This is a genomic window from Roseibium sp. TrichSKD4 (assembly GCF_000148725.1).
In the GTDB taxonomy this organism is placed as follows: domain Bacteria; phylum Pseudomonadota; class Alphaproteobacteria; order Rhizobiales; family Stappiaceae; genus Roseibium.
In genome coordinates this window covers 1-13,226 of sequence record NZ_GL476304.1, presented here as the reverse complement: position 1 = coordinate 13,226, position 13,226 = coordinate 1, and the positions used below count along the sequence as shown (strand labels likewise).

The following is a 13,226-nucleotide window of genomic DNA, read 5'->3' as shown; positions in this document are numbered from 1 at the left end:
CTCTCCCTTGCTATATTCTTATGCCTGAAGTGCAGCGAACTTAGTGCTTGCGGAGGTGGTGAACCCTTCGCTCTCACCACGGTCCATGAACAGCACGGCAAGATTTTGCTGGTTTGCGATTTCGAGGCCGCGTTTGGTCCCCACAACAAGCAAAGCAGTTGCCCAGGCGTCTGCAAGCATCGCGTTCTCTGCAAGAACAGTGACGGACGCTGTGTTGTGCGTGATCGGGCGTCCGGTTTTCGCATCGATGATATGCGAGTAGCGCTGGCCGTCGCGCTCGTAGAAGTTCCGGTAGTCGCCGGATGTCGCCATACCGAGATTGGAGACGCTGGCGATTTGGTAAGCTTCGCGTGTGCGGGCATCTGGTGTCTCGATACCGATCTGCCAATCCATGCCGTCGCGATTCTGTCCGGAGACATAGATATCGCCGCCGATTTCGACCATGAAGTCGCGCAAGCCAAAGCCTTTCACAACTTCGGCAACTTTATCCACACCGTACCCCTTACCGATGGACGGTAGGAAGATTTCCAGACCCGGATTGCTCTTGCTCAGCATGTTGCCGTCAACAGTGAGCTCATCCATTTGACCAGCGGTCTGCATGGCAGCTGCAACAATGTCCGCTTCAGGTGCTTCGCCAAAGCCAGCATTCTTAGCGCCGAAACCCCATGCCTCGATGACCGGGCCAAGCGTGATGTCGAACTGACCATCACTCGCCAGGTTGATATCCTTGGACGCTTTAACAACTGAGGCCAGCGCATCAGAAACTTGAACCGGCGCTGTAGAGTTCATCGCATTAAAGCGCGAAACCTCTGATTTAGCGTCCCAATTCGACATCAGTGCGTTCACTTCAAGCAGGCTCTTTTCGATAGCCTTGTTCAAAGCGACCTTGTCGACGGAACCGTCATGATCCACGGCTGTGACAGAGTATTTGGTCCCCATTGTGGAACCGGAAAACTCCAGAATGTCGGAACCGCCCTTACAAGCAGCCAAAGACAGCGACATAAGAATGAAGCTGCGCCGGGAGAATGTCAGTTTATTGATCACCTTAACCGTCTCCGAATAATTCGTGAGCGACGTTTGTCGCGTGTCATATGGCGCTTTTCATTCGTTTCGCACCTTGATTCAACAAAAAATTTGGCGAATTAGGCCAAAATAACTTTTTTATTCAGTAAAAACATAGCATATGGCGGGCAAGCGAACACTGGAGGCCGGATGCGTGCAAAGCTTTAAGCTAAAAAAAGGTCTTGATCTGCCTGTGCTCGGGGCACCCGTTCAGCAGATAAGTGAAGGACGCGCGTTTCGTGCCGCCGCGGTCCTTGCTGCAGATTATGTAGGGCTCAAACCACGATTGGTTGTGGAAGAAGGTGACCGGGTGGAAGTCGGATCGCCGATTTTTTTCCACAAGGACACACCAGACGTCAAAATTACCTCACCCGCTGCTGGGCGCGTTAAAGCCGTAAATCGCGGCGCACGGCGCGTTTTGATCAGCGTGGAAATCGAAATCGATGAAAATGGCGGCGAACCTGTCGATTATTCTTCGGTTGGCGACATTACAACCGCAGACGGATTGACAGAGCGGCTTTGCGCCTCAGGACTTTGGACGTCCTTCAAAACGCGTCCTTATTCAAAGGTACCTGACCCGGCAACCAAGCCAGCGGCAATTTTCGTCACAGCGATGGACACCGAGCCGCTTTCTCCTGATGCAGCGCTGATCATTTCAGAAAACGCAGCGGCATTTGAAAAAGGTCTGGAAGCTGTATCTACACTGAGCGACGGCAAGACATACCTTTGCCATGAGACGGGGGCCTCTGTTCCTGGATCGAATACTGCTGGTGTTGAGACCGCGACATTCTCAGGTCCGCATCCGGCGGGACTTGCAGGCACCCACATTCACTTCCTTGATGTGCCAACTGCAGAGAAAACAGTTTGGTCAATCGGGTATCAGGATGTGATCGCAATCGGTCAATTGTTGCAATCCGGTAAGGTAGACCCAACACGGGTCATCGCCCTCTCCGGTCCGATGTGCGCAAATCCGCGACTGATCAAGACCGTCATGGGTGCTTCCATGGTAGAGCTCAGCGAAGGCGAGCTCACTGACAATCTCCCTGTCCGACTGATTTCCGGCTCGATATTGAGCGGTCGTTTGGGCGAAGGCCCAAGCGCCTATGTCGGTCGATATGCACGACAGATCACGCTGATAGAAGAAGATCACAAGCAAATCCCGATGGGCTGGATACGACCTATGCCATCGAAATTTGCAATCCAACCCGTACTTGGCTCGGCCTTTACCAAAAAGCTCTATGCGTTGACGTCCAACCTCAACGGTGGTCGCCGGGCAATGGTGCCGATTGGAACTTTTGAGGCGCTGATGCCACAGGACTTCCTCCCTACTCAGCTGCTGCGTGCCCTGCTTGTGATGGATACCGATCAGGCGCAGGCTCTTGGCGCCCTTGAGCTGGACGAAGAAGACCTTGGTCTGGTCGGGTTTGCCTGCCCAGCTAAGTATGAATATGGCATGGCGCTTCGCGATTGCCTCACCAAGATCGAAAAGGAGGGCTAGACCTTGGGTCTGCGCAGCTTCTTTGACCGCATCGAGCCTCATTTTGAGAAGGGCGGCAAATACGAGAAGCTTTTTCCCATCTACGAGATGGTCGAAAGTTTCCTCTACACCCCGAAAATAGTAACAACGGCAGCGCCTCATGCTCGGTCTTATATCGACATGAAGCGTATCATGACCTACGTGGTCATTGCCACAATCCCCTGTATCCTGTTCGCATGGTACAACACGGGTCTGCAGGCCAACTCTGCGATCGCGGTGCTCGGCGAAAGTGCAGAAACCGGTTGGCGGATCTGGCTCCTGCAAGCCTTTGGAATTGGCCTAAATCCGGACAGCATAATCGCTTGTATAATCCACGGGATGTTGTATTTCTTCCCGATCTACATCGTGACGCTTATCGCAGGTGGTATTTTCGAGGTCATTTTCGCAACCGTGCGCGGGCACGAAGTCAACGAGGGTTTCCTCGTTACTTCAATGCTTTACACACTGATTGTGCCAGCCTCCACGCCGCTCTGGCAGGTTGCCCTTGGCATCATCTTCGGTGTTGTCATCGGTAAGGAAGTGTTCGGTGGTACCGGCAAGAACTTCCTGAACCCGGCGCTAACCGGGCGTGCGTTCCTCTATTTCGCTTATCCGGCGCAAATGTCGGGCGATGCGATCTGGACACCAGTGGACGGCTTCTCCGGCGCAACGGCTCTCGCTGTTTCAGCGTCTGCAGGTTATGAGCAGCTGGCTGCGAATGGCATTAGCTGGATGGACGCGTTCATCGGCACCATTCAGGGCAGCCTTGGCGAAACATCCACCCTCGCCTGCCTGATCGGCCTTGCCTTCCTTCTTATGACGAAGATCGCGAACTGGCGATTGGTCGCAGGCTGTATGGTCGGCATGATTGGCTTCTCGGCCTTGCTGAATGTCATTGGTTCCGACACGAACCCGATGTTTGCAATGCCATGGTACTGGCATCTGGTCACGGGTGGTTTCGCATTCGGCCTTGCCTTCATGGTCACTGAGCCGGTTTCCGCCTCGCACACCAATACCGGTCGCTTCATTTATGGTGCGCTGATCGGCTTCATGGTCGTGATGATCCGGGTGATCAACCCAGCGTTTCCAGAGGGCATGATGCTTGCCATCTTGTTCGGTAACGTTTTCGCACCGCTGATCGACTACTTTGTGGTGCAGGCAAATATCAAACGCAGGGCGAAACGACATGCCTGAAGATAACGGACACAACACCGAAGACAAAAAGGGTTTCGTGCAGCGTTTTCTTGAGCTGTCACCGGACTCTGTTCCTAAAACACTGTTTGTTGCCGTCACCTTGTGTCTGGCCGCATCCATGATCGTTTCTGCGACAGCCGTTTCCTTGCGGCCGTTGCAGGAGGTCAACAAGCTGAAGGACAAGCAGATCAATATTCTGCAGGTCGCCGGCGTGTATGACCCCGATCAGAATGTGCTCGAAGCTTTCTCAGCTTTCGAACCGCATGTCTTGGAACTTGCAACAGGCAAGTTCACCGATCAGTTCGATCCAAAGACGTTTGATGATCGTGCCGCGGCCGATGACCCTGCCCTGTCAGTTGCGTTGACAGACGACCCGGCAGCGATTGGCCGGAAGGCCAAGTTCGTAACGGTCTATCTTCTGCGCAATGAGGATGGCAGCCTCGACAAGGTCATTCTGCCCGTTCACGGTTACGGCCTGTGGTCGACGCTTTACGGCTTCATTGCGCTCGAAGAAAACGCCAACGACATTTTTGGTCTGCAATTCTACGCCCATGGTGAAACACCCGGCCTTGGCGCCGAAGTGGACAATCCACGCTGGAAAGCGCTCTGGAAGGGCAAGAAGCTGGCCGACGACAGTGGTGACCTGCTCATTACTGTGGCAAAGGCGGCTCCGCCAGCAGGCGCTGACTATCATGTCGACGCGATTGCAGGCGCAACTCTGACCTCCGTCGGCGTCGATAATCTGGTGCGCTTCTGGCTCGGCGAAGCCGGCTATGCGCCGTTCCTTGCAAATATCAAAGCGGGAGAGATCTAATGCCTCAAACCAGAAGAGAAATGCTGATCGACCCGCTCGTCGATAACAACCCGATCACGCTTCAGGTTCTCGGCATTTGTTCCGCCCTTGCGGTGACTTCGTCGTTGAAGGTGTCCCTCGTCATGGCCATCGCCGTGACCTTCGTGACCGCTTTCTCGTCGCTGTTCATCTCCATCTTGCGGAACCAGATTCCGGGCTCGATCCGGATCATCGTGCAGATGGTCATCATCGCATCGCTCGTCATCATCGTGGACCAGTTCCTGAAGGCATATGCCTTTGAGATCTCAAAGACACTGTCGGTCTTCGTCGGGCTGATCATCACAAACTGTATTGTGATGGGCCGCGCGGAAGCGTTCGCCATGAAGAACCCGCCTGTTGCGTCGTTCATCGACGGCGTCGGCAATGGTCTTGGCTACGGCTTGATCCTGCTGATGGTTGGCTTCATTCGTGAGTTGTTCGGCGCGGGCAGCCTGTTTGGCATCACTATTTTGGAAACAGTCAACAATGGCGGCTGGTACATCGCAAATGGCATGCTGCTGCTTCCGCCGTCAGCGTTCTTTGTAATTGGCCTAATCATCTGGGCCTTCCGCACCTGGAAGCCGGGACAGGTTGAAGAGCGTGAATACAAAATCCAAACCGTGGAGGCGCATTGATGGAACAGCTGCTTTCCCTTGCTGTTAAAGCCGTCTTTGTTGAGAACCTTGCGCTCTCGTTCTTCCTCGGAATGTGTACGTTTATCGCCGTTTCCAAGAAGATTTCTACGGCAATTGGTCTCGGAATTTCGGTTATGGTCGTGCAGACCATCACCGTTCCGGCCAACAACCTGATCCTGACCTATCTGCTTGCGCCCGGTGCGCTGGCGTGGGCAGGCTTAAGCGATGTTGACCTGACCTTCCTTGGACTGATTTCCTATATCGGCGTAATTGCAGCGCTGGTGCAGATCCTTGAAATGGTTCTCGATAAGTACTTTCCGCCGCTCTACAACGCGCTTGGCGTGTTCCTGCCGCTCATCACGGTGAACTGCGCGATCCTTGGCGGTTCGCTGTTCATGGTGGAGCGTGGGTATGACTTCACACAGTCGTTCACTTACGGCGTTTCCTCCGGCTTCGGCTGGGCCCTTGCAATCACGGCCATGGCCGGGGTTCGGGAAAAGCTGAAGTATTCCGACATTCCTGATGGGCTTCAGGGCCTTGGCATCACCTTCATCACTGCGGGTTTGATGGCCATGGCGTTCATGTCCTTCAGCGGCGTAAAATTGTAAGGAGATCCCGGTGGTCACATTTGGACTAGGTATCCTGCTCTTTACCCTGATCGTGGTTGCATTGGTCACGATCATCCTCGGGGCGCGCTCGAAACTTGTTTCAGCGGGCAATGTCAACATTAACATCAACGGCGAGAAGACCATTTCCGTTCCCGCCGGTGGCAAGCTGCTGCAAACACTGGCGGAACAAAAGCTGTTTGTTCCGTCGGCTTGTGGCGGTGGTGGCACCTGTGCGCAGTGCCGCGTTAAAATCCATTCCGGTGGTGGCTCGATCCTGCCGACCGAGGAAAGCCACATCACAAAACGTGAAGCTGCGTGTGGTGATCGCCTCTCCTGTCAGGTAGCTGTCAAACAGGATATGGAGATCGAGGTTCCGGAAGAAGTCTTCGGCGTGAAGAAGTGGGAGTGTACCGTTCGCTCCAACGAAAACGTTGCGACCTTCATCAAGGCTCTGGTTCTCGAACTTCCAGAAGGTGAAGACGTGAACTTCCGTGCTGGTGGGTACATTCAGATCGAAGCGCCGGCGCACAAATTGAAATACACCGAATTCGATGTGGAAGAAGAATACCGCGGAGATTGGGACCGGTTTAACCTCTGGCAGTATGAGTCCACCGTGGATGTGCCGATTGAGCGTGCATACTCCATGGCGAACTACCCGGATGAAAAGGGCATGATCATGCTCAACGTCCGCGTAGCCTCCCCGCCTCCTGGTTCTGAAGGTATTCCTCCGGGGCAAATGTCCAGTTACATCTTCAACCTGAAGCCGGGCGACAAGGTCACTATTTCCGGTCCGTTCGGTGAATTCTTCGCCCGCGAAACCGAAAAAGAAATGGTGTTCATCGGCGGTGGTGCTGGCATGGCGCCAATGCGCTCACACATTTTCGACCAGCTCAAGCGCTTGAAGAACAACGATCGCAAGATCACATTCTGGTACGGTGCCCGTTCCAAGAAAGAGATGTTCTTTGTTGAAGATTTCGACCAGCTGGCCGAAGAGTTCCCGAACTTTACCTGGCACGTCGCCCTGTCCGATGCACAGCCAGAGGACGATTGGAAAGGCCACACCGGCTTTATCCATAACGTGCTCTACGAAGAGTATCTGAAGGACCACCCGGCGCCAGAAGACTGCGAGTTCTACATGTGTGGCCCTCCCATCATGAACTCCTCGGTCATCAATATGCTGGTGGACCTGGGTGTGGACCGCGAAGACATCATGCTCGACGACTTCGGCGGCTAACACTTCAGAAAATCAAACGACGTCAAGAACCGGTACAATGTGCCGGTTCTTTTTATCTGAATTTCCAATAGCGACCTACCTGAAGCGTCAATTCTCGTTTGACGGCTGACCCATGGAAGCAAAATTCTAATTATCCAATAAGGTAGCCAGCCGATATGATGATACATCACAACTTAATGCATGCCTTGGAAGTGTAGTTCATTTGCCCATCTTCTTTTTGTACAAAAGGAGCAGAATACAATGTGGGCATCTCAATCAGTTTGGATCTGCCTTTGATTTCAATCCTGCCCTTGGGTATTGGATCGGAATTGCTATAATCGAGATCTCTGATTTTAATTGCAGATGCAAAATTTGAACATGAATCATACAGTCAATAATCGAATAAAATGCCCGATAGTAGCTGCGTATATCGCTTTGATGGTATCGACAGGCGGCGCTTCCGCTTGCATCGCTCATGTTCCATTTCATGCGCCGGACACAAAAGCGGCAAACATCGTTTTCAGTGGCGAGATCAAATCCTATCGTAAGCTACATGAAGAATTCGCGTCTGCAGTTGTTACGTTCAACGTCACACAAATATATCGTGGCAATGCTGGGTCGGAAGTAACGGCATTATGGCAAAATAGCACCTTTTCCGTTCCGGAAGACTTAGTTGAATTCACGGCACTCTTTGGAAGTAGACTTGTTGTTGGCATAACCTCGCACAAAACCCGGCTACCGCTTCGCGGCCCGAGCGCAACCTTCATGCCTCTAAACGACGAAGAATTGTCCAGTCTGCCGCGTATTCTACAGGCCCCTTGCTCGGATCCATTCATGTTCCGAACAAAAGACGCAGACGATATTTTGACCTTTGTGGAATTCACCAATCATCTGGGAGCAATTCAAAAGATGTGGCGGTGACGTGCGCTCTACCCGAAACGCAAATTGATAAGTATTGGGAACAAATGCACTCAAGTATCCAGAAAAGCGGTAGCGCAAATAAAAATGGTGCGGATGGAGCGCACTAAGTAAGTAATATTATATATTTATATCAATAACTTATAAATTTCTTAAGAAAATTTGTTATGTCTTTTGTTATGTACTTTATTATGTCCTTGTGCGGTATTTTTCGTGAGCGTTCGGTATTCCCGCTCTGACGGGGAGCGCAGTGGGGTGATAATGTCCATTTTCGTTAATGGACATTGTGAGGCACATTTTGGGTACGAAGAAGGGCAGCAAGAAGCGGTTTTGGTCGGATGACGAGAAGCGGTCGATCTGTTTGCAGGCCAGAGTGCCGGGGGTTTCGGTTGCGCAGGTTGCGCGCCGCTCTGCGATGAATGCGAACCTGATCCACAACTGGCTGCGTGATGAGCGGTTTGCGCCAGAAGACAGCGATTGCGTCCTTGATGGAGCGGCGTTTCTACCAGTGGAGATAGAGGGCCCGCAGGCCGCACCAGGCCACCAGATCGCGGCGCTTGCCTCGGATATGCCGTTGTCGGCTCAGCGGGTTGATATCACGCTGTCGGACGGGCGGCGGGTATTGGTGGAAGGGACGACGGCGCTGCCGACGGTGCTGGCTTTGGTTGAAGGTCTAATGCCGTGATCCCCGTGCCGTCCAACGCGCGGGTTTGGCTGGCTGCCGGGGTGACGGACATGCGGCGCGGGTTCAACACTTTGGCGGCTCAGGCGGAGAAGGTTCTGGAGCTTGATCCCTATTCTGGACATCTGTTTGTGTTCCGGGGACGGCGCGGTGATCTGCTGAAGATCATCTGGTGGGATCGACAGGGCGCATGCCTGTTCAGCAAGCGCCTTGAGAAGGGCCGGTTTGTTTGGCCTGCTGCGAAGGACGGTAAGGTCAGCGTGACGCCCGCGCAATTGTCGATGTTGCTTGAAGGCATAGACTGGCGGATGCCGCAAAAAACATGGCGGCCCCTGAGCGTCGGATAGGCCAATATATTGGCGTTTGCGCGCCTCTCGGGATTCAACTTACGCCCTTGATCTGATATAAGATCGAAGATGCTGAAGGACCTTGATATCACCCCGGAGGACCCCGCCGAATTGAGGGCGGTGAACCGCCTTCTGGCCGACGAGGTCAAGGCTCTGAGCCTCAAGGTCGAGCAGCTTCAACACCAGTTGCACGGGGCCAATCGGCATCGGTTCGGCTCCAAGTCTGAGGGTCTGGATCAGCTCAATCTCGATCTGCTCGAGGACGCCGAGATTGTTGAGGCCGCTGAAGACCAGGCAAAACAGCCCGCCCCGTCGCAGGAGGGAGTTGATCCAAAGCCGAAGCGCAAACACAGCCGCAAGCCCTTGCCGGATCATCTGGATCGGGAAGACGAGGAGCTCTCTCCCGGTGATGAATGCGGTCGTTGTGGTGGCAACTTGCGCACCCTGGGTGAGGATGTCACCGAAGAGTTGGAATACGTGCCGGGACGCTTCAAGGTGAAGCGGATCATCCGGCCCCGCAAAGCCTGTTCATGGTGCGAGGCGATTGTGCAAGCGCCGCTGCCATCGCGCCCCATTGAGCGTGGGCGGCCCGGACCGGGATTGTTGGCCCATGTTCTGGTAAGCAAATATGCCGATCATTTACCCCTCTATCGCCTGAGCCAGATCTTTGCCCGTGAAGGCGTCGATCTGGACCGCTCGACCATGGCCGACTGGGTTGGTCGCTCGACGGCCCTGCTGGAACCTCTTGCCGATGCCATCGGACGGATGGTGCGGCAAGGACCTGCGCTTTTTGCCGACGATACGCCCATCAAAATGCTGGCCCCCGGCAACAAGAAGACCAAAACGGCGCGGGTCTGGACCTATGTGCGGGATGAGCGTGCCTGGTCTGGCCAATCGCCACCCTGTGCATGGTATCAGTTCACGGTGGATCGCAAAGGAGAGCATCCCGTTGCTCATTTGTCGGGATACAAGGGCTGGGTCCATGCGGATGGATATTCCGGGTTCAACGGTGTGTTCGGTGACGACAAAGCCGATGAGATGGCCTGCATGGCGCATGTACGACGCAAGTTCGTGGATGTCTTCTCCTCGCAGGGCAGCGCCATTGCCGAAGAAGTCATCCGCCGGATTGCTGAGCTTTACGCTATCGAGAAAGAGATCAGGGGCATGCCCCCCGAAGACCGCGCTACCATCCGGCAGGCTAGGGCAAAACCGATCTTTGACGCCTTGGAAGAATGGTTGCAGACGCAATTGCCCAAAATCTCGGGAAAGTCACCACTCGCGCAGGCCATCCGCTATGCCTTGGGCCGAATGCCGAAAGCACGCCCATACCTTGAGCTCGGCCATCTGGAATTGGATAACAACACCGCCGAGCGCGCCGTTAAACCCGTCGCCATCGGACGCAAAAATTGGATGTTCTCAGGCTCCCAAGGCGGCGGCAAAGCCATGGCTATCGCTTATACCAAACGTCAGATGAAGTGACTCATATTTGGGCTTCCGGTTTTGTTGCGAATATGATTCCAGATGGCAAACGATGGGAGTTTGCCATGGGAGCCGCGATACCGCTTCGAGATGACTTTGACGGTTGTACCCTTCGCCGGTTGGCGAGGGTGTGCCGGGACGCCAAACAGACCCGTCGCCTTTTGTCATTGGCGGTGATCTATGATGGGGGGAGCCGTTCGGACGCAGCTCATATTGGCGGAGTGACGCTCCAAATCATTCGCGATTGGGTGCTGCGTTTCAATGCTTCTGGTCCCAATGGTCTGAAGGATACGCCCAAGTCAGGTCGCCCCTCAAAACTTGACGAGCAGCAGCGTCGTGCGTTGATCGAGATTGTCGAACGAGGCCCGTATCCATCGGTGGATGCAGTGGTACGTTGGCGCTTGAAGGATCTCGCTGCGTGGATCCTGTCTGAATTTGGCATTGTCGTTGACGAGCGTACCGTATCGCGGGAGCTGAAGAATGCGGGTTATCGGCGTCTGACGGCCCGGCCGCAGCATCCGGCGCAAAACGAGTTTGCCGTCGAGGATTTTAAAAAAGCTTCCCAGCCGAACTGGCGGAAATCGGCAATCAGCTTGAAAGCGGCACCCCGATAGAGGTTTGGTTTCAGGACGAGGCGCGTGTGGGTCAAAAGACCAAGATCACAAGGCGATGGGCAAAACGCGGGACAAGGCCGCGGGCCCCCAAGGATCAGCGGACAAAGTCAGCATGGATATTTGGGGCCATCTGCCCGGAACGGGGTGTCGGTGCTGCGCTCGTCCTTCCCAAGTGCAACATCATGGCCATGCAAATGCATCTTCAGGAAATCTCGTCGCAAGTCGCTCCGGGAGCCCACGCCGTTGTCATCCTTGACCAGGCTGGCTGGCACACATCTGGCAAACTCGACATTCCCAACAACATTACCCTTCTCCCATTGCCACCGAGGTCTCCCGAATTGAACCCGGTCGAGAACCTATGGCAGTTCATCAGGGATAACTGGCTGTCAAACCGGGTCTTCAAATCCTACGAACAAATCATCGATATCTGTTGCCGCGCATGGAACAGGTTAATTGAACAACCATGGACCATCATGTCCATCGGAATGCGAGATTGGGCCCATCGGTTCTGAATTTTGACGGTTGGTATTATACCCTGATCGAAACGGCCAAGCTCAACGGTGTTGACCCTCAGGCCTGGCTGACCTGGGTCCTCGGTCAAGTCGCCGACCACAAAATCACACGCCTCGACGAACTTCTGCCCTGGCGTTACGCTGCTCAGGCAGCGTAACAGGCCGCATCGGTGTCGCGCCAGAGCGCCTTCGCCGGACGGTCACTATTTTTCCGTAATTCAATGTAGCTAAACACTGCCATTTTCACAACAACTGGTACGCTGACCACCAGACAAACAAATACAGCGCACACAAACTCGATAGGGCAACTGCCACGCTTAAAGCGTGGCGCACTCTCTGAAATAGAATAAGTCGTTCGCGCTGAAAAACCCCTTAACTGATTGAAGAGTATGGATACCCATTGGGTTTTGGATGTGTGAATATGCCGGTTAGTTGATCCGAAGCACGCATTTTCTGGCATATTCTCATGAGACCTTCAAAACGCAACAAACGGTGTGGCGATCTGTTCAAGGAACGCCTGGCCGCAATCATCGATATGAACCATTCGTTGGTGCGGCTGTCTGGTCTGATGCCTTGGGATGAATTTGATGCGGAGTTCGGCAGGCATTATCGCCCCTTGGGACGACCGGCCAAACCAACGCGTCTGATGGCCGGGCTGCACTTTCTCAAGCACATGTACGATCTTTCCGATGAAGAGACGGTTGAGCGTTGGGTTGAAAACCCCTACTGGCAGTCTTTCTGCGGTTTTGAGTTTTTCCAGCACCAATTCCCCATTGATCCCTCAACCATGACCCGCTGGCGCAAACGGATTGGTCCTGAGGGAATGGAAAAGCTTCTTTCTGCTACGGTAGGTGTTGCGATTGAGAGCGGGACGATCAAGAAGAGCAGCCTTGAGCGGGTCTTGGTTGATACGACCGTTCAACCCAAAGCCATTGCCCATCCCACCGATAGCCGTCTTTATCACAAGGCCTTGCAGCTTCTGGTGCGCAGGCCAAGAGGGCCGGCATCATCTTGCGTCGCAGCCATACCAGAGTTGCCAAAAAGGCGGCCTTGATGGCGGGCCGTTATGCCCATGCCAAACAGTTCAAGCGGATGCGCCGGGAACTCAAAAAGCTGAAGACCTATCTGGGCCGGGTCTATCGCGACATCTCCCGCAAGATCGCAGGCAACGAAGGTCTTGAGCACCGGTTCTCCCGTCTGCTGGGACTGGTGGAGCGGCTTCTGGCCCAGACCCCCAAGGACAAAAACAAGATTTATTCCATGCATGCGCCGGAAGTGGCCTGTATTGCCAAGGGCAAGGCGCGAACACCTTACGAGTTCGGGGCCAAGGTTGGCATTGCCACGACCAATCGGGAAGGATTGGTTCTTGCGGCGAGGGCTTTTGAGGGCAATCCCTATGATGGGCACACCTTGAATGACACCATCAGTCAGGCTGAGAAAGTCTGCGGCACCAAAGCTGAGCGTGTCTATGTGGACCGTGGCTATCGGGGGCATGATTATGAGGGCGACGCCAAGGTCATGATCTCCGGCCAGAAGCGCGGGCTGACGGCACAGATGAAGCGTGAGCTGAAACGACGATCAGCGATCGAGGCCACCATCGGCCACATGAAAACA

Annotated in this window: 13 protein-coding genes and 2 pseudogenes; 13 read left to right on the top strand and 2 right to left on the bottom strand. The window is 54.2% G+C overall.

Going from position 1 to position 13,226, the window contains the following annotated elements:
- Positions 1–18: 18 nt before the first annotated feature.
- Entirely contained in the window at positions 19–1,044 is a 1,026-nt protein-coding gene (locus tag TRICHSKD4_RS02880) for an FAD:protein FMN transferase (RefSeq protein WP_009465905.1), read from the bottom strand.
- Positions 1,045–1,216: 172 nt separating this feature from the next.
- Here TRICHSKD4_RS02880 and TRICHSKD4_RS02875 point away from each other — a divergent pair, with 172 nt between their 5' ends.
- The 7 genes from TRICHSKD4_RS02875 to TRICHSKD4_RS02845 all read left to right on the top strand — a co-directional run bounded on the left by TRICHSKD4_RS02875 (position 1,217) and on the right by TRICHSKD4_RS02845 (position 7,981).
- Positions 1,217–2,560, top strand: a complete 1,344-nt coding sequence (locus tag TRICHSKD4_RS02875) for a Na(+)-translocating NADH-quinone reductase subunit A (protein WP_009465904.1) — start codon at positions 1,217–1,219, stop codon at positions 2,558–2,560.
- 3 nt (positions 2,561–2,563) lie between these two features.
- Complete coding sequence (locus TRICHSKD4_RS02870) at positions 2,564–3,772, top strand: NADH:ubiquinone reductase (Na(+)-transporting) subunit B (RefSeq protein ID WP_009465903.1); 1,209 nt, start codon at positions 2,564–2,566, stop codon at positions 3,770–3,772.
- Positions 3,765–4,586, top strand: coding sequence for a Na(+)-translocating NADH-quinone reductase subunit C (locus tag TRICHSKD4_RS02865; protein WP_009465902.1), 822 nt, complete (start codon positions 3,765–3,767; stop codon positions 4,584–4,586). Before TRICHSKD4_RS02870 ends, TRICHSKD4_RS02865 begins: the two co-directional genes overlap by 8 nt.
- Positions 4,586–5,239 carry an NADH:ubiquinone reductase (Na(+)-transporting) subunit D gene (locus TRICHSKD4_RS02860; RefSeq protein ID WP_009465901.1) on the top strand — a complete coding sequence of 218 codons (654 nt, stop codon included), beginning with the start codon at positions 4,586–4,588 and terminating at the stop codon, positions 5,237–5,239. The genes TRICHSKD4_RS02865 and TRICHSKD4_RS02860 overlap by 1 nt, the downstream gene beginning before the upstream one ends.
- Complete coding sequence (gene nqrE, locus TRICHSKD4_RS02855; RefSeq protein ID WP_009465900.1) at positions 5,239–5,847, top strand: NADH:ubiquinone reductase (Na(+)-transporting) subunit E; 609 nt, start codon at positions 5,239–5,241, stop codon at positions 5,845–5,847. The genes TRICHSKD4_RS02860 and nqrE overlap by 1 nt, the downstream gene beginning before the upstream one ends.
- 10 nt (positions 5,848–5,857) lie before the next feature.
- Positions 5,858–7,081 (top strand): NADH:ubiquinone reductase (Na(+)-transporting) subunit F, encoded by a 1,224-nt coding sequence (gene nqrF, locus TRICHSKD4_RS02850; RefSeq protein WP_009465899.1) that lies wholly within the window; start codon positions 5,858–5,860, stop codon positions 7,079–7,081.
- 357 nt (positions 7,082–7,438) lie between these two features.
- Positions 7,439–7,981, top strand: coding sequence for a hypothetical protein (locus TRICHSKD4_RS02845; protein WP_139051944.1), 543 nt, complete (start codon positions 7,439–7,441; stop codon positions 7,979–7,981).
- 186 nt (positions 7,982–8,167) lie between these two features.
- Here the strand turns inward: TRICHSKD4_RS02845 and TRICHSKD4_RS32165 are convergent, their stop codons facing one another.
- Entirely contained in the window at positions 8,168–8,416 is a 249-nt protein-coding gene (locus TRICHSKD4_RS32165) for a hypothetical protein (protein WP_009465896.1), read from the bottom strand.
- Between TRICHSKD4_RS32165 and TRICHSKD4_RS02840 the strand changes: the two genes are divergently transcribed.
- The 6 genes and pseudogenes from TRICHSKD4_RS02840 to TRICHSKD4_RS28875 all read left to right on the top strand — a co-directional run.
- Positions 8,394–8,663: a hypothetical protein gene (locus TRICHSKD4_RS02840; protein WP_009465502.1), complete on the top strand. Its 270-nt coding sequence runs from the start codon at positions 8,394–8,396 to the stop codon at positions 8,661–8,663. The genes TRICHSKD4_RS32165 and TRICHSKD4_RS02840 overlap by 23 nt on opposite strands.
- Positions 8,660–9,007, top strand: a complete 348-nt coding sequence (tnpB, locus tag TRICHSKD4_RS02835; RefSeq protein WP_009465831.1) for an IS66 family insertion sequence element accessory protein TnpB — start codon at positions 8,660–8,662, stop codon at positions 9,005–9,007. The genes TRICHSKD4_RS02840 and tnpB overlap by 4 nt, the downstream gene beginning before the upstream one ends.
- Positions 9,008–9,076: 69 nt before the next feature.
- On the top strand, positions 9,077–10,486 hold the full coding sequence (locus TRICHSKD4_RS02830; RefSeq protein ID WP_009465895.1) for an IS66 family transposase: 1,410 nt from the start codon (positions 9,077–9,079) through the stop codon (positions 10,484–10,486).
- A gap of 65 nt (positions 10,487–10,551) precedes the next feature.
- Positions 10,552–11,612, top strand: a protein-coding gene (locus tag TRICHSKD4_RS28885) for an IS630 family transposase (RefSeq protein ID WP_085979595.1) whose coding sequence is annotated in 2 segments (ribosomal slippage) — positions 10,552–11,044 and positions 11,044–11,612 — 1,062 coding nt in all. Because the reading frame shifts where the segments join, the coding sequence is not laid out codon by codon here.
- Between the two features lie 17 nt (positions 11,613–11,629).
- Positions 11,630–11,770: pseudogene (locus TRICHSKD4_RS30125) on the top strand (transposase domain-containing protein); the annotation flags it as partial.
- Between the two features lie 308 nt (positions 11,771–12,078).
- Positions 12,079–13,226: pseudogene (locus TRICHSKD4_RS28875) on the top strand (IS5 family transposase); the annotation flags it as partial.

Coding starts and splice junctions, on each gene's coding strand:
- TRICHSKD4_RS02865 (WP_009465902.1), top strand. CDS start 3,765: ATGCCTGAAGATAACGGACACAACACCGAAGACAAAAAGGGTTTCGTG.
- TRICHSKD4_RS02860 (WP_009465901.1), top strand. CDS start 4,586: ATGCCTCAAACCAGAAGAGAAATGCTGATCGACCCGCTCGTCGATAAC.
- nqrE (WP_009465900.1), top strand. CDS start 5,239: ATGGAACAGCTGCTTTCCCTTGCTGTTAAAGCCGTCTTTGTTGAGAAC.
- TRICHSKD4_RS02845 (WP_139051944.1), top strand. CDS start 7,439: ATGAATCATACAGTCAATAATCGAATAAAATGCCCGATAGTAGCTGCG.
- TRICHSKD4_RS02840 (WP_009465502.1), top strand. CDS start 8,394: ATGAATGCGAACCTGATCCACAACTGGCTGCGTGATGAGCGGTTTGCG.
- TRICHSKD4_RS02830 (WP_009465895.1), top strand. CDS start 9,077: ATGCTGAAGGACCTTGATATCACCCCGGAGGACCCCGCCGAATTGAGG.